Genomic DNA, 25,049 nt, shown 5'->3' on the forward strand with positions numbered 1-25,049 from the left:
CAGTGGTTCGCCGGTGTCTTTCGTTCGAAGACGCCTTCGTCGAGCGGCTTTCGGTTCGAGTCGATTCAGACCTTCGCCAGTCCGGTCGGCATCCGGCGCAGCCGTCCGGTTCCCGGAACGGATGTCCACACTGCGAGAGCGAGCAGTCCGTCGACGACGAGGGTCAGCACGGCCACCAGGATCGCGCCGACCAGAACCCGCTGGTAGTCGTACAGCGCCAGGCCGTCGAAGATGTAGCGGCCGAGCCCGCCGAGGTTGACGTAGGCCGCGATCGTTGCGGTGGCGATGATCTGGAGAGTGGTGTTGCGGAGTCCGCCGAGGATCAGGGGGAGCGCATTCGGAATCTCGACCCGAAGCAGGACTTGGGTTTCCGTCATGCCCATCGCCCGGGCGGCGTCCACCACGTTCGCGTCGACGTTGGCGATACCGGAGTACGTCCCGGCCAGCAGCGGCGGGATACCGAGCAGCACGAGCGCGATGATCGGCGGCACCAGCCCCAACCCGATCACCAGAACCAGGAACACCAGGATGCCGAGGGTGGGCAGCGAACGCAGTGCGTTGACGAGGCCGACGATCACCGCCTCACCGCGTCGTAGATGACCGATCAACAGGCCGATGGGTACGGCGATCACTGCTGAGAGCAACACCGCCAGCAAGCTGTACCACATGTGTTCGATCAGCCGTGCGCCGATTCCCGTTGGCCCCGACCAGTTTCCGCCGTCGAGGATGTACGAGAACGCCTCCGAGAACAGATTCATGCGCGTGCCTTCTTCTTCGACGAGCCCGTGCCGAGGCGCGTCCACGGGGTGAGCCGACGACCCAGTAGGAACAGGGCCGCGTCGAACACCAACGCCAGGAACACGATCGAAATGATGCCCGCGAATATCTGGTCGGGGTAGTCACGCTGGTAGCCCTGCGTGAACAGCTGACCGAGGCCGCCGATACCGATCACCGAGCCCACCGAGACCAGTGAGATGTTCGTGACCGCGACGACCCTGATGTTGGCGATGAGTACCGGAAGTGCCAGTGGCAGTTCGACGGTCACTGCTCGGCGCAGTGTCGAGTAGCCCATCGCCTCGGCGGAATCGACGACGGCGAACGGTACCGAGTCGAGTGCCTCGGGAACCGCGCGCACCAGCAGCGCCGTCGAGTAGACGGCCAGAGCGATCACGACGTTCAGCGGATCGAGAACGGGCAGACCGACCACGGCCGGGATGGTGACGAACAGGGCCAGCGACGGAAGGGTGAACGCAATACTGGCCACCGTCAACGTGATACGACGAACCCAGCGGGTGTTGCGAATGACGGTGCCCAGCGGGATGGCGATCAGCAGTCCGACGAACAGCGGGACGAGCGAGAGGTACAGGTGTGTCTTCGTGTAGCCGAGAACGACATCGAAATTGTCGAACAGCCAGGTCACTGGTCTGTGTCCCCGGCCGTGAGGAAGTGGTGCCGGTTGCGCTCGGAGTCCTCGGACTTGCGTTGTGCAGCAAGGTTTTCGAGTATCTCCGCACCGTCGACACTGCCGACTGCCGCCCCGGACGAATCGACCGCAACCCCGATGCCCGACGGCGACGAGATCGCCGAGTCGAGTGCCTGACGCAAATCTCCGCCCTCGAGGAACAACGACCCGCCCGCCGCCGTGCTCTCGTCGATGCTTCGGCCGTCGCGCACCTTCTCGACACCGCTTGCATCGATCCACCCGAGCGGACGCCGCTGCGAGTCGACCACCAGTACCCACTGCCCCTGGTCGAGTCGAAGACTGCTCACCTCGTCCTGCACGGCCGTGTGGATCGGGTGCATCGTCACCGACTGCGCCGACCGGAACGACAGGCCTCGGTAACCACGGTCGCGACCGACGAAACCGGCCACGAACGGGGTGGCAGGCGCAGCGAGTACGGTCTCGGGCTTGTCGTACTGCTGCAGTCGGCCCTGTGGTCCGAAGACCGCGATGTGATCACCGAGCCGGACGGCTTCGTCGATGTCGTGGGTGACGAAGACGATCGTCTTCTTCAGATCGGCCTGTAGGCGCAGCATCTCGGTCTGCAGTTCCTCGCGAACCACCGGGTCCACCGCGCTGAAGGGCTCGTCCATCAACAGGATCGGCGGGTCGGCGGCCAGTGCACGGGCCACCCCCACCCGCTGTTGCTGCCCACCGGACAGTTGCGCGGGGTAGCGCGAGGCGAACGCCGGGTCCAGGCCGACACGCTCGAGGACGTCGAGTGCAGCTTTCCGTGCTGCGCGACGAGATTCGCCGTTGAGCACGGGCACCGTGGCGACGTTGTCGACGACGGTGCGATGCGGAAGCAACCCGGCACTCTGGATGACGTAGCCGATGCCCCGGCGCAATTTCACGGCATCGGTGTCGGCGATGTTGCGACCGTCCACCGTGATCACGCCCGAGGTGGGGGTGATCATGCGGTTGATCATCCGCATCGAGGTGGTTTTGCCGCAGCCGGACGGCCCCACGAACACGGTGAACGAGTGTGGCTCGATCACCAGGTCCAAGGAATCGACCGCCGTGGTGCCGTCCTGATACGTCTTGTTGACGTGCTCGAAGGTGATCATCAGCTGACCGGCTGGTCCAGGCCCTTGTCCTTGACCCACGCCGCTGCCGCTGCCGCCGGCTCGACCTTCTCGTCACCGGACACCGAGGTGTTCAGCGCGATCAGCTCGTCGGTGGTGATCTGCGCCGACACTGCGTCGAGAACCTGGGTGAGCTTGTCGGACTGCTTGGCCGTACGCAGCACGGGGATGATGTTCTGGGCGGCGAAGTTGTTCTCCGGGTCCTCGAGCACCACCAGATCGTTCTGCGCGATCGCAGGCGACGTCGTGAAGATATCCGCGGCAACGACCTGTCCGGAGACCAGAGCCTCAACGGTGGCAGGCCCGCCGCCGTCCGAGATCGGGATGTAGTTGCCGGCCGAGATGTCCAGGCCGTACTTGTCGCGCAGACCCGGCAGACCGCCGACGCGCTCCTGGAATTCGGGAGTACCGGCGAAGGTCACGTCCGAGGAGAACGGCGCGAGGTCGCCGATGGTGGTGAGGTTGCGTTCGGTGGCGGTCTGACGAGTGACGACGACGGCGTCCTTGTCCTCGCCGGGGGCCTGGGCCGTCACGGTGAGGTCGTCGCCCAGTGCGGCGGGCAGGGCCGCCAGCACGTCTTCGGAGGACGTAGCGGTCGCGGACTCGTCCAAGTACTGCAGCAGGTTGCCGGTGTAGTCGGGAATCATGTCGATCGACCCGTCACGCACTGCGGGGATGTAGGCCTCGCGACTGCCGATGTTGAGCTTGGTGCTCACCTCGAAACCGTTGGCGCGCAGTGCCTCGGCGTAGATGTTCGCCACGGTCTCCGACTCGGGGAAGTTGGCGGAGCCGATGATGATGGAGTTCGTGTCGCTGTTGGTCTCGCCTCCACCGCTGGACAGTGGATCCGAATTGCCGCCGCAGGCGGTCAGGGCGGTGACCGAGAGAGCGAGTGCGGCAACAGCTGCCACCGCCTTCGGAGCGGAGAACGCACGCGTGATTCGGGAGGTGGTCATGGTGTCCTTCCATCGGTTCGGGCACAGTCCTACCCATCTCCGCCGATGGGCCCCTGGGGGCATCGGAAGAACCAGGACTCGGGCTGCTCGGGATGGTAGTCGAAATCAGCGTGCCCATAAGGTTGGTTCGACTACCGTCTCGTTCGCACTAGTGCCCCGCGGTCGGGATCGGTAAACCACACGGGCAGTGAACAGGAGAAAATACAGTGCGTTCGTCGGTTCTGGCCACGGCGGTGGTGGTATCGATCGCCGGACTCCTCGGCGGCTGCAGTACCGCCGAGTCGGCCGACCCTGCTGGTGAGCCCATCGTCGTCGGATCCGGCAGCACGGACATCTCTCGCCTGCTCGCACAGATCTACGCCGGTGGTTTGCGCTCGACGGGGGTGGACGTCGAAGTGAAGGACGGCCTCGGTGATCGGGCCGACTACCTCGCGGCCCTCGATCGCGGCGAGGTGTCCATGGTTCCCGACCTGACCGGCGACCTGTTGCGCACCTTCGACACGCTCGCAGGCGCAACCGAGGCCGAGGACGTGTTCACCGAGCTGAACCGCTCACTGCCCGCCGGATTGTCGGTGGGGGACTACGCGACGGCCGAGGATCGATTGGCGATTGCAGTTGCTCCCGACTCGGCGTCGGACGACGGGGAGACGGTCGCCGAATTTCTGCGTCGGGAAGATGTGACAGTGGGGACGGTCGAGGGGGAGGTACATCCGATGGACGTGAGGACAGAGGGTGTGGGCAGCCCGAGCTTCACCGGGGCCGGATTCTCGGAGTTCATGGTGTACCCGGACGCAGAGTTCGCCGTCGACGACCTGAATTCGGGTGCTGTGGACGCTCTCGCAATTCGCACCGCGTCGTTCGGCCCGCTGGCGAAAGACCTCACAACACTGCCCGACGACGAGCACGTCTATCCAGCGCAGAATGTCGTTCCGCTCTACCGCAACGGGGTGCTGAGCGAGAGTGCTCTGAGGTCGTTCTCGGTGGTGGCGGGGGAGCTGACGACAGCGGACCTCGCCGACATGATCGGCGAGGTCCGTGGTGGTGTTGCGTCAGGCGATGTCGCTGGCCGCTGGCTCGGTGAGCACAATCTGTGAGGCGTCGTTCGTCGAGGCCCTGACCTTGCGGCCCAGATAAGCGCCCATGTGCTGGACGGCCTCGGCCGCCTCACGCAGGATCGACGCCTGCAGATGAGCCACGTGCCAGAGCTTCTTGTACTCCACGTGTTCGAGCTCTGCGCCGGACAGGCGCAGCTTGTCCGCGAACGCGGTGATCTGTGCGTACAGGACCTCGTCGGTGCCGACGTGCATGACGATCGGGGGCAGGCCGTCCAGGTTTCCCAGAAGTGGTGCGAAGCCCTGATCGAGCGGATCGCCCGCGCCCAGATACGCATCGGCCGAGCTGTACGACCAGCCTGTGTTGACCACCAGATCGCGATCCTTCGGGGCGTCGCGCGCACCGGGATCGACCCACGGCGAGATCAACCCGAGGGCAGCCGGGCTCGTCCCGTCGTCCACCAGTCGTCGGGCGGTGGCGACCGTCAGACCGCCGCCGGCCGAATCGCCTGCGATGGCAATGCGATCCGGGGTGAGGCCGTGGACACGAACCAGCTCGCGGAATGCCGCCACGGCGTCGTCCAGACCGGCCGGGTACGGGTTCTCCGGGGCCAGCCGGTAGTCGAGCACGTAGACGGCACTGGCCGATTCCCGGGCCAGGTGCGCGGCCAAGGAGCGGTGCGTGTTGATCGATCCGATCGTGTACGCGCCGCCGTGGAGATACAGAATTGCGGTGTCGCGTTCGGTCGCACCGACGGTGACACGCTCGGCGCGGCGTCCGGCGAGCGTCAACTTCTGCGCGACGGTTCCGTGCGGGAGCGTCTGCAGCGGAGCCCCGGCTTCGAGGATCATCCGCTGGGTGCGAAACGAGAACCGCGGATTCAGCGCGAGTCGGTAGAACGGCTTCAGTGCGGCCGCAACGATCGGCAGGGGAACGTAGAAGGCTTTCACGACGCGACCCGCCTACTTCTTGGTGCGCGGCAGCGCGCGCCTGGAGACGGCGACGATCAGGCCCTGGTATCGCGAGCCGGTGATGCGCTGCAGCAGATCGAGGGCGATCGCATCGGAGCCGATCAGCACGCGCCCCTTGCCCTTCTCGACACCCTTGAGGATGGTCTTGGCCGCGTCGAGCGGGGTGGTCTTGGCGAGCTTGGTGTCGAAGAACTTCGCGAAGTCCGCCTGGTCGTAGTTCTCGGCGACGGTGGCGTTGCGCGCGATGGCAGTCTTGATGCCGCCGGGGTGGACGACGGTCACCTTCACCGGTGCCTTGGAGATCAGCATTTCCATCCGTAGCGACTCGCTGAACCCACGGACGGCGAACTTCGCTGCGTTGTACGCGGACTGCGACGGGATCGCCAGCAGGCCGAAGAGGCTGGAGATATTGATGATGTGGCCGTCGCCGGAGGCCTGGATGTGCGGCAGAAATGCCTTGGTGCCGTTGACGACTCCCCAGAAGTCGACGTCGACGATGCGCTCGATGTCCTTGAACGAGGACTTGTCGACGTCACCGTGGTACGCGATGCCTGCGTTGTTGTAGATCTGGTTGACCTTGCCGAAGTGCGCGACGACGGCCTCGGCGTAATCGAGGACGGTCTCGCGCTGGGAAACATCCAGGAAATCCGACTTGACCTCGGCGCCGAGTGCCTCGACTCGTCGGACCGTCTCGTCGAGTCCGGCGGTGTCGACGTCGGACAGTGCCAGTTTCGCTCCACGCCCGGCCAGCTCGAGGGCCAATGCCCGGCCGATTCCCGAGCCCGCGCCGGTGACGACGGCTACCTTGCCTGTGAATGTGCTCATCGAGCGGCCACCTTGTCTGTGTTGTTGCCGGTGCCGGTGTCTGCCGACGATCCGGAGGAGAGGTCTGCGCTGGCGACGCTACGGTACGCATCCAGATCGAACTGCTTGGTCATTCTGCGGAACTCGAACGTGAAGCCGGGCCACAGTGTCGTGTTGTTGCCGTGCTTGTCGAGGTACCAGCTGGCGCACCCGCCGTTCATCCACACGCTCTTGGAGAGCTGGTCCTGCAGCGTCACGTTGTACTCGTCCTGCACGTCCTTGCGCACCTCGATGGTGCCGATGTCGTGCTTGTCGATGGTGTTCAACGCGTCGACCAGGTAGTTGATCTGCGACTCGATCATGAAGACCATCGAGGTGTGTCCGAGGCCGGTGTTCGGCCCCACCAGGAAGAACATGTTGGGGAAGTTCGCCACCGCTGCGCCCTTGTAACCCTGCTGGCCACCGTCGTCGAAGGTTTCGGCCAACGTGCGACCGTCCTTACCGGTGATGCCCTGGTACGCGGGGGAGTCGGTGACGTGGAAGCCGGTGGCTACGACGAGTGCGTCGATCGGCCGCTCGGTGCCGTCCTTGGTCACGATGGATCCTTTGCGGACCTCCGCGATGCCGTCGGTGACGAGATCGACGTTGCTCTGGGCGAGAGCCGGGTAGTACGCATTCGAGATCAGCATGCGCTTGCAGCCGATGCGGAAGTTCGGCGTCACCTTGGCGCGCAACGCCTTGTCCTTGATCTGGGTGCGCAGGTGGTTCTCCGACGCCCACTGCAGGGGCTTCATGAAGGCCGGAGCCTTGGCCAGTCCGACGACCTGGGTCTCACGCATCGCGTAGATGCCGGCGCGAGAGAGACGTTGGAAGCCGGGAACGTGCTTGAAGGCGAAGCGTTCGAGCTTGGTGTACGGGCGATCGGCGCGCGGGAGGATCCAGGGCGCGGTGCGCTGGTACACGTCGAGGTGCTTCACCTGGCCCGCGATGGCGGGCACGATCTGGATTGCCGACGCGCCGGTGCCGATGACGGCGACGCGCTTGCCGGCAAGGGAGACGTCGTGGTTCCACTGGGCGGAGTGGAACACGTCGCCCTCGAAGTCGTGAATGCCCTTGATGTCGGGCAGGTTCGGCTCACACAGCGCGCCGACGGCCGAGACGACGATCTTCGCGGTGTAGTTGCCGGAGGTGGTCTCGACGTCCCAGCGGTTGGTCTCGGCGTTCCAGCGAGCCGAGGTCACATCCGTGCCGAACACGTGCTTGTCCATGACGCCGTACTTGCGCGCCACCCCGGCGATGTACTTCTGGATCTCGGGCTGCGTGGAGAACGACCGGGTCCAGTCGGGATTCAGGGCGAACGAGTACGAGTACAGGTGCGACGGCACGTCGCAGGCGGCACCGGGGTAGGTGTTGTCGCGCCACGTGCCGCCGACGTCGTGGCCTCGTTCGATGACGACGAAGTCCTTCTTGCCTGCCTTCGTCAGCTTGATCGCCGCACCGAGGCCGGCGAATCCGCTGCCGATGATCAGCGTATCGACGTGACGCGGCGACGTTGCACGGTCCGAAGTGTCTGTTACGGGAAGACTCATGTAGGGGAGCGTAGAAGCTTATTGAGTGTGAGTCAATAGTTATTGACTAATATTCAGTAGGGTGGTTGCATGGCGTTCGTGAACAGCCCCGGCGCGACGACGAAGAGGACCAGGCTCAGTCCCGAGCAACGCCGAGCTCAGCTGATCGAGCTCGGTACCGAAATGCTCGCCGACCGACCTCTGGAGCAGATCTCCGTCGAGGACATCGCAGACCAGGCAGGTGTCTCGCGAGGCCTACTGTTCCACTATTTTTCGTCCAAGCAGGAGTTTCACCTCGAAATAGTTCGCGAGGCCTCCCGGTCGATGATCGAGCGCACAGCCCCCGACCCAGACCTCGAACCTTTCGAGATTCTCCGCGACTCCATCGCCAACTACGTCGACTACGTCACCGAGAAGCGCGACACCTTCATCTCCCTGCTTCGCGGCACCGCCAGCGGAGACCCCCTGATGCGCGAGGTGTTCGAGCAGACACGCACCACCATGGCCGAGCGAACTCTCGTCCAACTCGCCGGCCTCGACATGGACGTGACCCCCACCATCGACCTCGCCGTCCGCGGTTGGATCGCTTTCGTGGAGGAAGCGACCATCACCTGGCTCCGGGATCCCCACATCAGCCGTGACGAACTCATCGACCTCAATGTCAACGCCCTGCCTGCCGTCGCCCTGGCGCCGAGCATGATCTCCGCACTACTGGGAGCCGACTCCGACGCGGACGCCTGACCAGCCCCCATCGCGACGTCCCGCCCGCGCTCCACCCCCGCCCGCGTCAATGGACCCTTGCACCGCTCAGACGTATGCAGGGGTCCATTCACTCGTGTCCGGGGTGCGCGTGAATGAACCATTGCACTCTTCAGACGTATGCAAGGGTCCATTGACGCGAACGGGGGCCCAGGAACGACAACAGCGGCCCACTTCCGAAGAAGTGGGCCGCTGTCGTTGTCGGAGATCTAGTCTTCGCCGACTGCCTTGAAGGCCTCGTCGATGATTTCGAGTTGCTCGACTGCGTGCACCTTGCTCGATCCCGACGACGGGGCGGACATTGCGCGACGCGAGATGCGCTTGATGCCGACCAGCTTCTCGGGCATGAGCTCGGGCAGTGCGAGACCGAAGAACGGCCATGCACCCTGGTTCGCAGGCTCTTCCTGAACCCAACGGAATTCCGTTGCGTTCGGGTAGCTTTCGAGCGCTTCCCGGATACGACGGACCGGCACGGGGTAGAGCTGCTCGACGCGGACGATCGCGACGTCTTCGCGGTTGTCCTTCTGCTTACGAGCGAGGAGCTCGTAGTAGAGCTTGCCGCTGACCATCAGCACTCGCTTGACCGCGCTGCGATCGCCGGTGCCGGTGTCGTAGGTGGGCTCGTCGAACACCGAGTGGAACTTGCCGTCGGTGAAGTCCTCGATGTTGCTCACTGCTGCCTTGTTGCGCAGCATCGACTTCGGAGTGAAGACGATCAGCGGGCGACGGATGCCGTCGCGCGCATGCCTGCGCAGCAGGTGGAAGTAGTTTGCGGGGGTCGAGGGGAGTGCGACGGTCATCGAGCCCTCGGCGCACAGCGTCAGGAAGCGTTCGATGCGTCCCGATGTGTGGTCGGGACCCTGACCCTCGTGGCCGTGCGGCAGCAGCAGCACGACGTCGGAGAGCTGGCCCCACTTGGCTTCACCGGACGAGATGAACTCGTCGATGATGGACTGCGCGCCGTTGACGAAGTCGCCGAACTGCGCTTCCCACATCACCAGTGCGTCCGGGTTGCCCACCGAGTAGCCGTACTCGAAGCCGACGGCTGCGAACTCGCTGAGCGCGGAGTCGTAGACCATGAACTTGCCGGGGTTGTCGCTGCCGATGTTCTGCAGCGGCGTGTACTCGGCACCGGTCTTGCGGTCGATGATCACCGAGTGACGCTGGGTGAACGTGCCGCGGCGGGTGTCCTGGCCGGAGAAGCGGATGTTGCGCCCCTCGTCGACCAACGATCCGAGCGCCAACAGTTCGCCGAAGGCCCAGTCGACCTTGCCCTCGTGCGCCATCTCGCGACGCTTCTCGAGCACCGGCTTGACGCGCGGGTGCACGTTGAATCCATCGGGAACGTCGAGGTGCGCATCGCCGATGCGGTGCAGCACGGCCTTGTCGACGGCCGTGGTGAGCTTGGCAGGCAACTGCTGGTCGAGTTCGACCGATTCGCTGGGCTCCGGGGTGTACTTCTCGAGTTCGCGTACCTCGTTGAAGACGCGTTCGAGCTGGCCCTGGTAGTCGCGGAGTGCGTCCTCGGCTTCCTTGAGCGAGATGTCTCCACGGCCGATGAGCGATTCGGTGTAGCTCTTGCGGACACTGCGCTTGGTGTCGATGACGTCGTACATCGCCGGCTGCGTCATCGAGGGGTCGTCGCCCTCGTTGTGGCCGCGACGGCGGTAGCAGATCATGTCGATGACGACGTCCTTGTGGAACTTCTGACGGAAGTCCACCGCCAGCTGAGCCACCCAGGCGCAGGCCTCGGGGTCGTCGCCGTTGACGTGGAAGATCGGCGCGGCGATCATCTTCGCCACATCGGTGCAGTACTCGGACGAACGCGAGAACTCCGGTGACGTGGTGAAGCCGACCTGGTTGTTGACGACGATGTGCACGGTGCCGCCGGTGCGGTAGCCCCGCAGATCGGACAGGTTCAGCGTCTCGGCGACGACGCCCTGGCCTGCGAATGCAGCGTCTCCGTGCAGCATCAGCGGCAGGACGGAGTAGCCGCCCTGGCCGGTGCCCTTGTCCAGCAGGTCCTGCTTGGCGCGGACGAGGCCTTCGAGAACCGGGTCGACGGCTTCGAGGTGCGACGGGTTCGCGGTGAGCGAGACCTTGATGTCGTTGTCACCGAACATCTGGATGTACGTGCCCTCGGCACCGAGGTGGTACTTCACGTCGCCGGAGCCGTGTGCGGCGGCCGGGTTCATGTTGCCCTCGAACTCGGTGAAGATCTTCGAGTAGGGCTTGCCGACGATGTTGGCGAGCACGTTCAGTCGGCCGCGGTGCGGCATACCGATGACGACCTCGTCGAGGGCGTACTCGGCGCTCTGGTCGATGACGGAGTCCATCATCGGGATGACCGACTCGGCACCTTCGAGCGAGAAGCGCTTCTGCCCGACGTACTTGGTCTGCAGGAACGTCTCGAACGCCTCGGCTGCGTTGAGCTTGCTCAGGATGTACTTCTGTTGCGCCACAGTCGGTTTGACGTGCTTGGCCTCGACGCGCTCCTGCAACCAGGTGACCTGCTCGGTCTCGAGGATGTGGGTGTACTCGACGCCCACGTGGCGGCAGTACGAGTCGCGCAGAACGCTGAGCACGTCCCGCAGCTTCATCTTGTCCTTGCCGTGGAATCCGCCGACCTTGAATTCGCGGTCGAGATCCCACAGCGTGAGGTCGTGGCTGATCACGTCGAGGTCCGGGTGCATCCGGAACTTGTCCTTGGTGAACTGCAACGGATCGGTGTCGGCCATCAGGTGACCGCGGTTGCGGTACGCCGCGATGAGTTCGAGCACGCGGGTGTTCTTGTCGACCGTGCCCTCGGGCAGATCCTTGCGCCAGCGAATGGGCTCGTAGGGGATCTTGAGCGAGTGGAACAGCTCGTCGTAGAACTCGTCGCTGATCAGCAGGTTGTGGATCGTCTTGAGGAAGTCGCCCGACTCTGCACCCTGAATGATGCGGTGGTCGTACGTCGAGGTCAGCGTCATGAGCTTGCCGACGCCGAACTCGGCGAGTCGCTCGTCACTGGCTCCCTGGAACTCTGCCGGGTACTCCATGGCACCTGCACCGATGATGGCTCCCTGGCCGTTCATCAGACGCGGCACCGAGTGCACGGTTCCGATTCCACCGGGGTTGGTCAGCGAGATGGTGACGCCCTGGAAGTCCTCACCGGTGAGCTTGCCGTCGCGAGCACGACGGACGATGTCCTCGTACGCGTTGTAGAACTGCGTGAACGTGAAGTCCTGCGTGTTCTTGATGGCCGCGACGACGAGGGAACGGTTGCCGTCCTTGCCGGGCAGGTCGATCGCGAGACCGAGGTTGATCGCTGCCGGAGTGACGGCGTTCGGCTTGCCGTCGACCTCGGCGAAGTGGCGGTTCATGTTCGGGAACGCCTTGACGGCCTGCACGATGGCGTAGCCGAGCAGGTGCGTGAACGAGATCTTGCCGCCGCGGGTGCGAGCGAGATGGTTGTTGATCACGAGGCGGTTGTCGACCATGAGCTTGGCCGGGATTGCACGCACGCTGGTCGCGGTCGGAATCTGCAACGAGGCGGACATGTTCTTCGCCACCGCTGCGGCGGCGCCGCGCAGAATCTTGCTCGACTCTTCACCGAATTCGGCTGCTGCCGGGGCTGACTTCGCCGGAGCGGCCTTCTTCTCGGCAGGCTGTGCAGCGGCCGCAGGCTTTGCGGGCTCGGCCTTGGGGGCGGCGGCTTTCGGGGCAGCCTTCGGAGCGTCGGCCTTGGGAGTGCTGTCCTTCTGCGGAGCCGAGGCGGCAGGCTTGGCGGGAGGCGCGGGTGCTGCGGGGGGAGCGGACTTGGCCGAACTACCGTTCGAGGCTGCGCCGTTGCCGTTACCGGACGCACCGTTCGAGCTGCCGGCGGTCTCGTCGGTCACGGCCTCGGGGTCGTAACCGGTGAGGAACTCGTGCCAGCTCGCGTCGACGGAGGAAGGGTCTTGCTTGAATCGCTGGTACATCTCGTCGACCAGCCATTGATTTTGTCCGAATTGGGTAGTAGAGCTGCTGCTCACGGCAGTAGTTCGCCTCGTTTCTGTCTTCGTTCCCGTTCAGCGCGCGTACAAGTCCAGGCTAGACCTTTGGTCCAGCTCACGTGCGCCCGGGACGTAGCTGTGATATGTACTCACCGGTAACCATCGGCCTCGTTGTCGATGACTCCTTGGACTATCGAATTATTCCCCCGGTTCGTTTCGGCCGCAGTCCACAACCGAGCGTAGAAACCGCCCTGGGCGCGAAGGTCCGAATGTCGTCCAGTCTCCACGATACGTCCGCCGTCTACGACGACGATCAGATCTGCCCGTGCGGCGGTCGCCAATCGGTGCGCGACAACCACGGCTGTGCGGGTACGAACGACGGCATTGCTCGCCGCGAGGACGGTGCGTTCGGTGGCCGGATCGAGCGTGGCGGTTGCCTCGTCGAGGAGGAGCAGATCGGGGTCGACCAGTTCGGCTCGCGCCAGCGCGATCAGTTGCCGTTGGCCTGCGGAGAGCCCCTGGCCGCGCTCTCCGACGGGTTGGTTCATACCGCCGCGAAGTGCAGCGATGGTGGTCAGAGCGCCCACCGAGCGAGCCGCGTTCTCGATGTCGGCGCGGCTGGCATCGGGTCTGCCGTAGGCGATGTTCGACGCGACGGTTCCGGTGAACAGGTGCGCTTCCTGCGGTACGACGCCCAGTCGTTGCCGATAGTCGGACAGTCGATAGTCGCGCAGATCGTTTCCGCCGACGCGCACCGATCCGGAGGTCGGATCGTAGAACCGGGCCAGCAGTTTCACCACGGTGGATTTGCCTGCTCCGGTGCGCCCGACCAATGCGACAGTGGTGCCGGCCGGGATGGTGAGAGATACCTCACTCAGTGCGTCGGAGTGTGCTCCGGCATAGCGAAACCCGACGTCGACGAGGTCGATGTCGGCACGGAGGCGTCCGCCGGGAAGCGCGGTGGTGTTCGCGGTCGTGGCGGTCTCGATCGAACTCGTGGTGCGCAACAGATCGCCGATGCGTCCGACGCCGACCCGTGCCTGCTGGTAACCGTCGAACACCTGCGAAAGCTGCTGGATCGGTCCGAAGAGCAGTCCGAGATACAGGACGAACGCCACGAGGGTGCCCGCGGTGGTGGTGCCGGTGGCGATCTGATGTGCGCCGACGAACACGACGACGGCGAGGGCGATGTCGGAAAGCAACGTGATGAGCGGAAAGAACACCGAGATCGCGGTCTGCGAGCGCATTCGGCTGGATCGGTAACGGTCGGAGCGTTCCGCGAACCGGGATGCGGCGTACTCCTCACGCCGGTACGCCTGTGCGGCGCGCAGGCCCGTGACGTTCTCCTGGAAGTCGGCGTTGACGATCGAGATGCGCTCGCGGGACGTCGAGTACGCCGCCGACGAGATCCGGCGGAAGATCACGGTGGCCACGGCGAGGGGCGGCACGACCGCCAAGGCCACCAGGCCGAGAGTGAGGTCCGTGACGAGCAGGGCGGCCGCGATACCGACGACGGTCAACACGCTCACCACAGCGGTCGATGCCCCGGTCTGGATGAACGACGACAGTGCATCGACGTCGGTGGTCATCCGAGTCATGATGCGGCCCGAGAGCTCACGCTCGTAGTAGTCGAGGCCGAGTCGCTGAATGTGCGCGTAGCTGCGAACTCGGAGGCCGAACAGCACTCGCTCGCCTGCCCGCGCAGTGATGACCGTCGTCCAACAGACGACGAACCAACTCGCCGCTGCCAGTACGACGCCGATCGACGTGGCGATCCACAGCGTGTTCGAGTCTCCGCGCGCCACTCCACTGTCCACCGCGTAGCGAACGAGTGAGGGAAAGGCGATGGAGGCCAACGAGTCGAGTGCGAGCAGAACGACCACGGCGGCGAGCAAGATCCGGACCGGGCCGAGCAGTCTCGACAATCGGAATCCCGGATCGGGTCGACGGAGATCGGATCCCGATGCGGCCGGGTCCTCGGTTGCCGGAGGCAGGGCCGCGACGGCCGCGGATATGGCGGGTGTCGGTGCCAGCGAGCCGAACGCCCCCGCCATCGCAGTTCCGTGCCCACCGCCGCCTCCTGGCGCTGCGACGCTGTTGGGCTCGGCCGACGATTCAGGCGCGGTCTCGGGCCACAGCGTCTCGGCAGAGGGCTGCTCGATCGGGTCGTGGGCCGGCTCGGTGCCCGGTTCGTCGTCGCCACCGGCCAGGAGTGCGCGGAACAACGGACAGCGCCGGTCGAGTTCGTCGACCGTCCCGGTGTCGATGATCCGACCGTTGTCGAGCACGGCGACGCGGTCGGCCAGTGTCAGGGTCGAGCGGCGATGAGCGAGAACGAGAGTCGCCCGCGTCCGGATACCACGCAACGCGTCGAAGATCGCAGCTTCGGTTTCCGCGTCGACGGCGGACGTGGCGTCGTCGAGAATCAGAATTCGCGGTTCCACGAGCAATGCGCGCGCCAGGGCGATGCGCTGGCGCTGTCCTCCGGAGAGTGTGAGCCCGCGTTCGCCGACCAGGCTGTCGTATCCCTCGGGCAATGCGTCGATGAAGGTGGAGGCCTGCGCCAGGCGCGCCGCGCGCTCGATGTCGTCGGCAGTGGCGTCGGGCCTGCCGAGGGCGATATTGGCGGCGATGGTGTCGGAGAACAGAAACGGCTCGTCGAACACCAGTGACACCGCCTCGCGCAGTGACGTGGAGTCGAGGTCGTCGATATCGATCGAAGTGCCGTCGGACGTCAGCTCGATGTGCCCCTCGGCAGGGCGGTAGAAGCGGGGCAGCAGGAGGGCGAGTGCGGTTTTCCCGGAACCCGCATGTCCGACGACGGCAACGGTCTCCCCGGGCGAGATGGTCAGGCTCAGATCGGTGAGTACGTCCCGCTCGGGCTCGAACCCGAACGTCACCTCACGGATTCGAACCCCGAGAGGCCCGTCGGGCAACGGAAGAGGCCGCGCCGGTTCCGGGTCGGACGGCTCGGTGTCGACCACCTCGTAGACGCGTTCTACGGCCGCGCGCGAGAGCTGGGCCATGATCACCACGGACGAGACGGTCCTGGTGACGGCGGACAGCGTGGCGACGTAGGTCGCGAAGGCCAGGAACGTGCCGATGGTGATGTGGCCCTGCAGCGCGAGGTATCCGCCGAGGGCGATGACTCCGACGAGACCGAGCTGCGGAATGGTGGCCATCGACGGCGCGAACCGCGAGTTGATCTTCGCCGACCGCATGCGCTCGGCGAACAAGGTGCGACCGAGCTGTTCGATGCGATCGACCGCGCGGGCTTCCTGACCGAAGCCCTTGACCACTCGAACCCCGGTGACGGTCTCTTCGACATGCTGCGCCAGATCGGCGGCACGCTGTTGAGCAGACCAGGTGGCGGCGAAGAGGGTCGGCCGCATTCGGTAGACCACGATGCTCACCGCGGGAACGATGAGGATTGCGACGACGGTGAGCAACGGCGATAGATACGCCATCACCACCAGGGCGAGGACGAACTGCAGTATCGCTCCGGCCGAGAGCGGCACCATGGCCAGTAGACCCTGGACGAGTTGCAGGTCGGTGATCGATCTCGACACGACCTGGCCGGTACGGATCTCGTCCTGTTTGCGACCGTCGAGCCGCTGCAACGATGCAAGCAGATCCAGACGTAGATCGTGCTGAACGTCGATCGAGAGCCTGCCGGCGAGCATGCGCCTGCCGAACTGGCAGGCGAATCGCACCAGACCCAACAGTGCGATGGCGACGGCGACCGTGAGAATCACGTCGCCTTTGCCGGCGGTCGCGTCGTCGATCGCCACTCTGGTGAGCAGCGGGAACGAGATGTCGATGACGGCGGCGATCATCGTCACACCCAGTGCGCCCAGCGCCGTGCGCCGGTGCAGCATGCATTGCGCTGTCAGGCGGCGGACCCAACCACGTGGGGCGCTCGACGCTGCGCTGTCGGCCGGGACATCATCACGTGGCGGAACGGACTCGACGAGGGTGCCGTTGTTCGCCGCGTCGCGATCAACTGCCGCGCCGCGGTTCGTCACCGAATTACTGTGTGCCATCGATAAACCAAAGTAGACCCGATCACCGACAGCATTCGTCGGCGATCGCGGGTACCGGTTCCGACCTCAGTCGATGTCGCGGGTGCGGGCCAGAAACCAGCCGCCGCCGGTGAGGATCGCGGCCCACAATGCGAGCCCGAGCGGTGCCCATGGCCACGACGCCAGATCGCCGGCGTCGTCCAATTGTGTGGCCGCCATCGTCGGCAGGGTCAGGTTCGACGGCAGCACGGTGGCAACAGGTCCCAACCCCACCCCGAAGAGGATCAGCGAGAGCAGACCCTCGCCGAACGGCAGCCAGGCGACGAGCACGATGGCCGCCCACGTCGGAGATTTGAGCAGCAGGCCCAGCCCCGCACCGATGATCGACCACAGCACGACGGCCAGCAGGCACGACGCGACCACACCGATGAACGGGCCGTCGAGCATCACGGTCCGGTCGTTGAAGATCAGCAGACAGATCAGGCTTGCCAGCAGTACGACCAGGCCGTACCCGAGTCCGAACAGAGCGGTGACGATGAGTTTGGCGGCGATCACCCCGTCGCGGCCGCGGGCCGTCAAGAAGCTGGTGGTGATGGTCTTGTGGCGAAACTCGGTCCCGGCATTGACGGCACCGAAGATCCCGGCGAAGAGGATTGCGGCTCCGGCGGCGACGTACAGGCCGATCGAGGCGACACCACCCGAGATATCGAGGTCCTCCTCGTACGGACCCAACTGGTTCGCGATCACCGAGGTGATGACGGACGCGAAGATTCCGACGACGATCGGCGCGATCGCGAGTGCCCACCAGAACTTCAGCGTCGTGACCTTGCGGATCTCCGACGTCAGCAGCGCATTCATCGCCGGCCTCCGTTCCAGTTCTGCGGCGGTCCGTATTCGGGCGGAGGTGGGCCGTACCCCGGAGGTGGGCCGTACCCCGGAGGTGGGCCGTAACCCGGAGGCGGGCCGTAGCTCTGCGGCGGACCGTAGTTCGGCGGTTGTGCATAACCCTGCGGTTGTCCCGGCGGCGGCCCGTACGGATTCTGACCGACCGGTGCCGCGGTGTACTGCCCCGCCGTCATCGACAGGAACACCTGCTCGAGATCGACGTGCTCTGCGGTGGTTCCGAACACCGTGACATCGGCGGTTGCGGCGATACGTGTGATCGTGGCCGCGTCGGTGCCTGCGACGCCGATGCGGCCGTCGGGCAGGAGCTGGGTGTCGTTGAGGCCGTTCGATGCCAATGCGATCGCCAGTGTCGCCGGGTCCGATGCCGCCACGAGCACACGGCTCGGGCGGGTGGACCGCAACTGTGCGATCGAGCCCTGATACATCAACGAGCCGGCGCTGACTATCACCAGATTGTCGACGGTCTGCTCGATTTCACGAAGAATGTGACTCGAGATCAGTACCGTCCGCCCCGAGGCCGCGAATGCCTTCAGGAAATCGCGGAGCCAGGCGATGCCCTCGGGGTCGAGACCGTTCGCCGGTTCGTCGAGCACGAGGATTTCGGGGTCTCCGAGCAGGGCTGTCGCCAACGTCAGACGCTGCCGCATGCCGAGTGAGAAGCCGCCTGCGGGGCGGTGGGCGGCATCGCCGAGGCCGACCAGGTGCAGCACGTCGAGGGCGCGGCTGTCGGGCACGCCGATCGCCGCGGTGTAGATCTTCAGGTGATGAGCGGCGCTCCGTTTGGGGTGCATGCTCAGCGAGTCGAGAACGGCTCCCACTGTGTGGGCCGGGTGTGTTGCTGCACCGAACGGTGCGCCGTTCACGAGACCGATCCCCGAGGTGGGTGCCACGAGCCCGAGCAGCATGCGCAGCGTGGTGGTCTTACCCGATCCGTTGGGACCGAGGAATCCGGTGACGGTGCCGCGCGGAACGACGAAGCTCAGGTCCGACACCGCCCGAACTGTGCCGAATTGCTTGGTCAGTGCCTGCGCTTCCAGCGCTGCTCCCGAGTAGCTGGTCATCGCTGCGGAATCCCCCTGGCCGTCGAACTGCACGTGTACCGGTTGCACGCGGCAACCGGTACACGAGGCTACGGGGTGAGACCGACGTCGTCGCGGGTGCGGCCCCTGTGTCAGCGAAGCAGCGCGGCGGCGATGTCGCGGTAGGTCTCGAGCGGATCGGCGTCGTCGGGAAGAGAGTGCAGTGTCACGTGGGACGCGCCCGCGGCGAGGTGTTCCCTCAATCGTGCGGCGATCGCGTCGGCCGTGCCGTGCGCCACCAGAGCGTCGATCAGCCGGTCGCTGCCACCGTCCCCGATCTCGTCGTCCGAGTAGCCGAGCCGGTTCAGATTGTTGGTGTAGTTGCGGAGGTGAAGATAGGGGTTGTTCACCGGTGGTCGGCCGATTGCTCGGGCCTTCTGTGGGTCGGATTCGAGAACCACCTTGTGCTCGGGTGCCAAAATCTTGTTCGGCCCCAATGCTTCCCGCGCCTCACGGGTGTGCTCGGGGGTGGTCAGGTACGGATGCGCACCGGCCGTGCGGTCGGCGGCGAGCGCAAGAACCTTGGGGCCGAGCGCGGCGAGGACGCGTCGCTCCACCGGCACTCCTGCGGTGTCGAGCTCGTCCAGATATGCCACCAGAGCGTCGTACGGCTTGGTGTATTCCTGCGTTGCCTCCGGGTGGCCGGCACCGATTCCGAGGAGGAACCGTCCCGGATGCTTCTTCTCCAACCGGTGATACGACTGCGCGACGTCGGCGGCTGCGTCCGACCAGATGTTGACGATGCCGGTTGCCACGACCACCGTCTCGGTGGCGTCGAGTATCTCCTCCGTGGTGGTCAGATCGGCCGGCGGTGAGCCGCCGAGCCAGATCGTTCCGTAGCCGAAGGATTCGATCGCTCGCGACAGTTCGGGGGTGAATGCCGAATGAAGTCGCCAGACGCCGTACTTGCCGAGTTCAGGTGTGGAAGTCATGTTCGGTGTCAACGCCTCACGCCCGCGAAGATTCCGCGCATTCTCACTCGTCCGGCTCGATGATCCGATTTTCCGGGAACCGCGCGGGCGGTGGACCGAATGCCTCCCGGGCATTCTTGATGACGCCCTTACCGACGGCGCGGTTTCCTGCACCGCCGATCGCCGCACCGATTCCGGCGGGCAGCATCTTGCCGACCAGCAGCGCGCTGCGTTTGGCGAGGTACTTGGTGATGAACTTCTTCACGAGGGATTTGTTCATGCTGGTCATCGCGCCGCCGGGGATGCGGGACGTGATCAGCGGTCCCCAGTTCTTGGCGGTCTTGCCCACCGTGCGCTGCACGATCTGCATTCCCGATTCGCCCAGAGCAACCGACAGCACCAATGCCCGTCGCTGCTGGTGGTTCTCGACGGGGATGCCGTGCACGGACGCGACCGACAACGTCAGTAGTGCAGAGGACTCGATGAAGAAGGCGGTTTCGGCACCCACTGCGGCGAGCGAGGCGGCAGTTCCTATGCCGGGTACGGCCGCAGCACCGCCCACTGCGGAACCGCTGCCGGTAACCGCGAGCAGGAATCGCTTCTCCAGGCGTTCGATGATCTGTGCGGGCGTGTCGTACGGGTGTGCCCGACGCACGTGCGCCACGTACTTGTCGACGGCAGGCCCCTGCAGGCGGCTGGCGTTGTCGAGAATGTTGACCAACGCGCGTTCGAGCCTGCCACCGTTCGAGACCTCGACCTGCGCGTCGTCTTTCTTGCCGGCCATGGGTCCTCTTTTCTCGTCGAGAGTTGCGGGTCAGTGCACCCAGTGAGTTGCCGGTACGAGCTCGTCCGGCTTCGGCGGTGGGGGAGCGGTGCCGTCGCCGAAGGGCGATCCGCCCAGTGATTCCCGCCCGTGCGGCTCCAGCCAGCCCTGTAGGTCCGGGCCCTTGGGCACGATGCCCGACGGGTTGATGTCGCGGTGCACCTCGTAGTAGTGCCGCTTGATGTGGTCGAAGTCCACGGTGTCGCCGAACCCGGGGGTCTGGAAGAGATCGCGTGCGTAGTTCCAGAGCACCGGCATCTCGCTGAGTTTGCTTCGGTTGCACTTGAAGTGGCCGTGGTAGACGGGATCGAAGCGCACCAGGGTGGTGAACAGGCGTACGTCGGCTTCGGTGATGTGGTCTCCGACGAGGTAACGCTGCGTGGACAGGCGTTCGACGAGCCAGTCGAGGCGCGCGAACAGGCGGTCGTAGGCCTTGTCGTATGCCTCCTGCGATCCGGCGAATCCACAGCGGTAGACACCGTTGTTGACGTCCTCGAAGACCAGATCAGCGACCTCGTCGATCTCGCCGCGCAGTGCTTCGGGGTACAGATCAGGGGCACCGTCTCGGTGGTACTGCGTCCACTCGGTCGACAGATCCAGCGTGATCTGCGGGTAGTCGTTGGTCACGACCTCGCCGGTAGGGACATCGACGATGGCGGGGACAGTGACGCCGCGCTCGTAGTCCGGGAACCGGGCGAAGTAGGCGTCCTGCAGCCTCTCGATTTTCAGAACCGAATCGATCCCGCCGGGCTCTTCCTGGAAGTTCCAACTGCGCGGGTCGTGGGTAGGCCCCGGAATGCCCAGGGAGAGAACATCTTCGAGCCCCAGCAGTCGACGCACGATGATGGACCGATGAGCCCACGGACAGGCGCGCGCAGCAATCAGGCGATACCGTCCCGGCTCCACCGGATAACCGTCCCGGCCGTCGGCGGTGATCCGCGTCGGAATGTAGTTCGTGTCCCTCTTGAATTCCTTGCCCGGTTCCACGTACGCGGCGTCATCGGCCATGCTTGTTGCTCCTCACCTCGACTGGTTCCTTCCGACGCTACCCAGTTCGGAGCCTCCTCAACCGGGTCAGGCTCGAACCACAGCTGTGTGGCACACGCCCAGTTCGGTGTATCCCAGCCGCGCGGCGAGGCGTCGGGCAATGGAGTTCTCGGGTCGCGAGCGCCACTGCGGGATCAAGCCCTCGTCGATGGCGTCGTTGGTAGCCAGTCGGCCGACCACCTGAGCGTGACCCCGTCGGCGATGATCCGGGTCGGTCAGGACACGCATGTCGGCCAGAATCAGCTGCTCTTCCGAATAACCGGCTGAGGCGAGCGAGTGCGCCGAGTCTGCGGGCCTGTCGTCGCCGAGGAGCGTGAACCAATTCCGCGAAACCGATTCTCCGAAGGCCTCGGCAACGTCGGCATCGTCGCACTTCGCCGCCAGGTTGCGGACGTGCACAGCATCGTGCGATATCAGCGGATCGTGCACATCGATGGAATGGCCGATGTCCGAGCCGTACGCCAGCGAGTGCGTGCCGATCTCGTAGTGCGCCGAGCGGTCTCCGAGTAGCGAGGACACCCAGGTTCGGTCCGCACCGGGGCGGCCGGTGATCGAGCGGGAGGCATCCACCGCCCAGGACGGCCCTGCAATCACGGTGGTCCCGGCCAGTGACAACACGGTGACGTTGTCCGTCGAAACGAGATGTTCGACGCGGTCGGCGTCGGTGCCGAGAGCCGTGTCGTCCAGGCCCAGTTGTCGACACCAGGCCAGGCGAACGATGTCGAGTTTGTGGGAGTCGAACCGGCCGGCGTCGAAAAGGGGGAAATCCACGTGTCGAGACTAGCTATCGAGCCCGTGGGCGACGTTCTGGTTTCACCGTCCAAAAGCAATCTTTCGAACTTTTTTGCCCCCGGTGTTTCGCTCAGCGCCGATAGATGGCAGACTCGCATTTGAGATTAGAGCTTCGACGTGAAGATCTAGCTCGCTTACAGAAGGTTTACAGAATGACGCAGGGCAGTGTGAAGTGGTTCAACGGCGAAAAGGGCTTCGGCTTCATCGAGCAGGATGGTGGCGGACCGGACGTTTTCGTTCATTACTCGGAGATTCAGGGTAGCGGCTTCAAGTCGCTCGACGAGGGCCAGCGCGTGGAGTTCGAGGTGGGCCAGGGTCAGAAGGGCCCCCAGGCTACCGGCGTCCGCGCCATCTGATTCAAGCTTCGTAACCCGATTTCTCCTGGCGGAGTGACCTTCTCGAAGTAATCTCCACCAGAAACTCGGTGACAAGGCCGGATACACGGAAGAAATTCCGAGTATCCGGCCTTCGTCTGTTCGAACGGGACATCGGCTACGGTCGGTGTCCCTTACGCGCTCGATAGGGCATTGTGCGCTGTATGTCCGATTGATACCCAGGTCAGAGCATTGTCCGGGTTGCTCTTCGTAGGACCATGACCGTATATTCCAACTGGAATAATTCGATTGGGATATCCAGATGGGGGGGTCGATGCGAGGGGATGCAGTGAATCCGCTGGGGGTCTCGGTCCTCGCCCTGCTCTCGGAGGCGCCGATGCATCCCTACGAGATGTATCAGCTCCTTCTCGAGCGCAAAGAGGACCGGATCGTGAAGATCCGTCCCGGTTCGCTGTATCACGCGGTCGCTCGACTTCACGGGCAGGAGTTGATCGCCGAGGTCGGAACCGACCGCGGGGGAAATCGTCCCGAGCGCACGACCTACGAGATCACCCCCGCGGGCCGGCGGGTCCTCGTCGATCGGCTCGCCGAGATCCTTCGTTCCCCGGTGCGCGAATATCCACAGTTCACCCTCGGCCTGTCCGAGATGCACAACCTCCCGGCGTCCGAGGCGATCGCTTTGCTCCGTGCGCGAATCGAAGACCTGGCTCGAGAAATCGAGGAACTGTCCGGATTTCAGCGCCTGGCGCGAGAACGTAAGACGTCCGAAATCTACTGGGCTGGAATCGATTACACCTACCACATGCTGGCCGCTGAAGTGAAGTGGTTGACGAGCTACATCGATCGCCTCGACAGCGGCGAGCTCGAGTGGCCGCATGCCATTTCCGCACAGCACACCACCCTGACCGATCGGCACCGACCACACGACCCCGACACCTCGGGGCACTGCCACACGACCCCGACGCCTCGGGGAACTAGGAGAACGCTATGAACGCCGTCGAGACCGCGCCGTTGCACAACGACATCAGACCGTGGCCCGCCCTGTGGGCGCTGTGCCTCGGCTTCTTCATGATTCTGGTGGACACCACCATCGTGGCCGTCGCTCAGCCCGCGATTCTCGCCGGTCTGAACACGGACATCAACAACGTCATCTGGGTCACCAGTGCGTACCTCCTGGCCTATGCCGTTCCACTGCTGGTCACGGGTCGGATGGGTGACAAGTTCGGCCCGAAGAACCTGTACATCGCCGGCCTCGTGCTCTTCACCCTCGCGTCCGTATGGTGTGGACTGTCGGGGTCGATCGAGATGCTCATCGCGGCGCGTGCGGTTCAGGGTCTCGGCGCAGCGATGATCACCCCGCAGACGATGGCCGTGATCACTCGTGTGTTTCCGGCGGAGAAGCGCGGAACTGCGATGGGAGCATGGGGCGCAGTCGCAGGCGTCGCGACGCTCGTCGGGCCGATTCTCGGCGGTGTGCTGGTCGACTCGCTCGGCTGGGAGTGGATCTTCTTCATCAACGTGCCGGTCGGAATTATCGCAATTGCGTTGGCGCTGAAGTTCGTTCCGGTGTTGCCGACCCACGATCACAAGTTCGATCTACTGGGCGTTGCCCTCAGTGCCGTCGGACTCTTCTGCATCGTCTTCGGCATCCAGGAAGGTCAGAAGTACGACTGGGGTACCGGCGTCTGGATCCTCATCGGTGTGGGGTTGCTCGTCTTCGCGGGGTTCGTCTACTGGCAGTCCGTGAACAAGAACGAGCCGCTGGTGCCTTTGGCACTGTTCCGCGACCGGAACTTCTCGCTGTCCAACATCGGTATTGCAGCCATGGGCTTCGCGATGTCCGGCATGATGCTGCCGATCATGTTCTACGCGCAGAGTGTCACCGGTTTGACGCCTACCCGATCGGCGTTGCTGTTCGTGCCGATGGCCCTGCTCACCGGAATCCTCGCGCCCAATGTCGGCAAGCTCGTGGACAAGACGCATCCCCGCTACATCGCTGGATCCGGATTGTTCATCCTCGCGGCCGCGCTGCTGTGGTTCGCGTACGAGATGACACCCACCACCGCGATCTGGAGGCTGCTTCTGCCCATCGCGGCGATGGGTGTGGCGAACGCGCTGATCTGGTCTCCGTTGGCGGCCACGGCAACCCGCAATCTGCCGATGAGTCAGGCGGGCGCGGGCTCGGGCATCTACAACACCACCCGAATGATCGGCTCGGTACTCGGTAGCGCCGGCATCGGCGCGCTCATCCAATCGCGCTTGGCCGCCGAACTACCCAGCGGTGGATCAGCTTCGGGGGCAAACGAATTCGCCGGCCGCGTCCCGGAGATGCTGCGCGACGGATTCACCACCGCCATGTCGCAGTCGCTGATTCTGCCCGCCGCCGTGCTGATCGTCGGCATGATCGCCGTCTGCTTCTACGCCCGGCCTGCGTTCAAGTAAGTGCCTGGCAGTGGTGCG

Annotated in this window: 20 protein-coding genes; 5 read left to right on the forward strand and 15 right to left on the reverse strand. The window is 64.8% G+C overall.

The annotated features are described in order from the left end of the window. Positions 1-65: 65 nt before the first annotated feature. The 4 genes from CH286_RS15830 to CH286_RS15845 are packed head-to-tail and all read right to left on the reverse strand — an operon-like array spanning position 66 to position 3,542. Positions 66-758 carry an ABC transporter permease gene (locus tag CH286_RS15830; protein ID WP_032403035.1) on the reverse strand — a complete coding sequence of 231 codons (693 nt, stop codon included), beginning with the start codon at positions 756-758 and terminating at the stop codon, positions 66-68. Beyond that, complete coding sequence (locus CH286_RS15835; protein ID WP_032403036.1) at positions 755-1,420, reverse strand: ABC transporter permease; 666 nt, start codon at positions 1,418-1,420, stop codon at positions 755-757. Before CH286_RS15835 ends, CH286_RS15830 begins: the two co-directional genes overlap by 4 nt. Continuing rightward, positions 1,417-2,568, reverse strand: coding sequence for an ABC transporter ATP-binding protein (locus CH286_RS15840; RefSeq protein WP_037153363.1), 1,152 nt, complete (start codon positions 2,566-2,568; stop codon positions 1,417-1,419). The genes CH286_RS15835 and CH286_RS15840 overlap by 4 nt, the downstream gene beginning before the upstream one ends. Then, on the reverse strand, positions 2,568-3,542 hold the full coding sequence (locus CH286_RS15845; RefSeq protein WP_032403038.1) for an ABC transporter substrate-binding protein: 975 nt from the start codon (positions 3,540-3,542) through the stop codon (positions 2,568-2,570). The genes CH286_RS15840 and CH286_RS15845 overlap by 1 nt, the downstream gene beginning before the upstream one ends. Before the next feature lie 206 nt (positions 3,543-3,748). Here CH286_RS15845 and CH286_RS15850 point away from each other — a divergent pair, with 206 nt between their 5' ends. Beyond that, entirely contained in the window at positions 3,749-4,636 is an 888-nt protein-coding gene (locus CH286_RS15850) for a glycine betaine ABC transporter substrate-binding protein (protein ID WP_094609688.1), read from the forward strand. Here the strand turns inward: CH286_RS15850 and CH286_RS15855 are convergent. Genes CH286_RS15855 through CH286_RS15865 form a run of 3 tightly spaced genes read right to left on the reverse strand, consistent with a single transcriptional unit; the run spans position 4,592 to position 7,959 of the window. Beyond that, on the reverse strand, positions 4,592-5,545 hold the full coding sequence (locus CH286_RS15855) for an alpha/beta hydrolase (RefSeq protein WP_094609689.1): 954 nt from the start codon (positions 5,543-5,545) through the stop codon (positions 4,592-4,594). The two genes, CH286_RS15850 and CH286_RS15855, sit on opposite strands and share 45 nt — an antisense overlap. A gap of 12 nt (positions 5,546-5,557) precedes the next feature. Then, a complete protein-coding gene (locus CH286_RS15860; protein ID WP_032403040.1) occupies positions 5,558-6,391 on the reverse strand; it encodes an SDR family NAD(P)-dependent oxidoreductase in 834 nt (277 codons plus the stop codon). Continuing rightward, positions 6,388-7,959 (reverse strand): flavin-containing monooxygenase, encoded by a 1,572-nt coding sequence (locus tag CH286_RS15865; RefSeq protein WP_032403041.1) that lies wholly within the window; start codon positions 7,957-7,959, stop codon positions 6,388-6,390. Before CH286_RS15865 ends, CH286_RS15860 begins: the two co-directional genes overlap by 4 nt. A 69-nt stretch (positions 7,960-8,028) precedes the next feature. Here CH286_RS15865 and CH286_RS15870 point away from each other — a divergent pair, with 69 nt between their 5' ends. Next, the gene (locus tag CH286_RS15870) at positions 8,029-8,679 is read left to right on the forward strand and encodes a TetR/AcrR family transcriptional regulator (protein WP_037153351.1); all 651 of its coding nucleotides are present in this window, start codon (positions 8,029-8,031) and stop codon (positions 8,677-8,679) included. Between the two features lie 227 nt (positions 8,680-8,906). Here the strand turns inward: CH286_RS15870 and CH286_RS15875 are convergent, their stop codons facing one another. The 8 genes from CH286_RS15875 to CH286_RS15910 form a co-directional block, all read right to left on the reverse strand. Continuing rightward, positions 8,907-12,713: a multifunctional oxoglutarate decarboxylase/oxoglutarate dehydrogenase thiamine pyrophosphate-binding subunit/dihydrolipoyllysine-residue succinyltransferase subunit gene (locus tag CH286_RS15875; RefSeq protein WP_094609690.1), complete on the reverse strand. Its 3,807-nt coding sequence runs from the start codon at positions 12,711-12,713 to the stop codon at positions 8,907-8,909. Positions 12,714-12,823: 110 nt separating this feature from the next. Next, a complete protein-coding gene (locus tag CH286_RS15880) occupies positions 12,824-16,552 on the reverse strand; it encodes an ABC transporter ATP-binding protein (protein WP_255182673.1) in 3,729 nt (1,242 codons plus the stop codon). 231 nt (positions 16,553-16,783) lie between these two features. Beyond that, positions 16,784-17,554, reverse strand: coding sequence for an ABC transporter permease (locus tag CH286_RS15885; protein WP_032403829.1), 771 nt, complete (start codon positions 17,552-17,554; stop codon positions 16,784-16,786). Next, positions 17,551-18,663 (reverse strand): ABC transporter ATP-binding protein, encoded by a 1,113-nt coding sequence (locus CH286_RS15890; RefSeq protein ID WP_094609735.1) that lies wholly within the window; start codon positions 18,661-18,663, stop codon positions 17,551-17,553. The genes CH286_RS15885 and CH286_RS15890 overlap by 4 nt, the downstream gene beginning before the upstream one ends. A gap of 110 nt (positions 18,664-18,773) precedes the next feature. Next, on the reverse strand, positions 18,774-19,613 hold the full coding sequence (locus tag CH286_RS15895) for an LLM class F420-dependent oxidoreductase (protein ID WP_094609691.1): 840 nt from the start codon (positions 19,611-19,613) through the stop codon (positions 18,774-18,776). A 43-nt stretch (positions 19,614-19,656) separates the two neighbouring features. Beyond that, positions 19,657-20,376 (reverse strand): hypothetical protein, encoded by a 720-nt coding sequence (locus CH286_RS15900; protein ID WP_037153347.1) that lies wholly within the window; start codon positions 20,374-20,376, stop codon positions 19,657-19,659. A gap of 30 nt (positions 20,377-20,406) precedes the next feature. After that, positions 20,407-21,423 (reverse strand): glutathione S-transferase family protein, encoded by a 1,017-nt coding sequence (locus tag CH286_RS15905; RefSeq protein WP_094609692.1) that lies wholly within the window; start codon positions 21,421-21,423, stop codon positions 20,407-20,409. Between the two features lie 66 nt (positions 21,424-21,489). Continuing rightward, a complete protein-coding gene (locus CH286_RS15910) occupies positions 21,490-22,233 on the reverse strand; it encodes a GNAT family N-acetyltransferase (protein WP_094609693.1) in 744 nt (247 codons plus the stop codon). Positions 22,234-22,406: 173 nt separating this feature from the next. On the opposite strand from CH286_RS15910, the gene CH286_RS15915 reads away from it, so the two are divergent. From CH286_RS15915 to CH286_RS15925, 3 genes are all read left to right on the forward strand, one after another. Next, positions 22,407-22,610 carry a cold-shock protein gene (locus CH286_RS15915; RefSeq protein ID WP_008714360.1) on the forward strand — a complete coding sequence of 68 codons (204 nt, stop codon included), beginning with the start codon at positions 22,407-22,409 and terminating at the stop codon, positions 22,608-22,610. 307 nt (positions 22,611-22,917) lie between these two features. Continuing rightward, positions 22,918-23,580, forward strand: a complete 663-nt coding sequence (locus CH286_RS15920; protein ID WP_249305341.1) for a PadR family transcriptional regulator — start codon at positions 22,918-22,920, stop codon at positions 23,578-23,580. Then, on the forward strand, positions 23,577-25,031 hold the full coding sequence (locus CH286_RS15925; protein WP_032403833.1) for a DHA2 family efflux MFS transporter permease subunit: 1,455 nt from the start codon (positions 23,577-23,579) through the stop codon (positions 25,029-25,031). The genes CH286_RS15920 and CH286_RS15925 overlap by 4 nt, the downstream gene beginning before the upstream one ends. Positions 25,032-25,049 lie beyond the last annotated feature (18 nt).

Source organism: Rhodococcus sp. WWJCD1 (assembly GCF_002258735.1).
GTDB lineage: Bacteria > Actinomycetota > Actinomycetes > Mycobacteriales > Mycobacteriaceae > Rhodococcoides.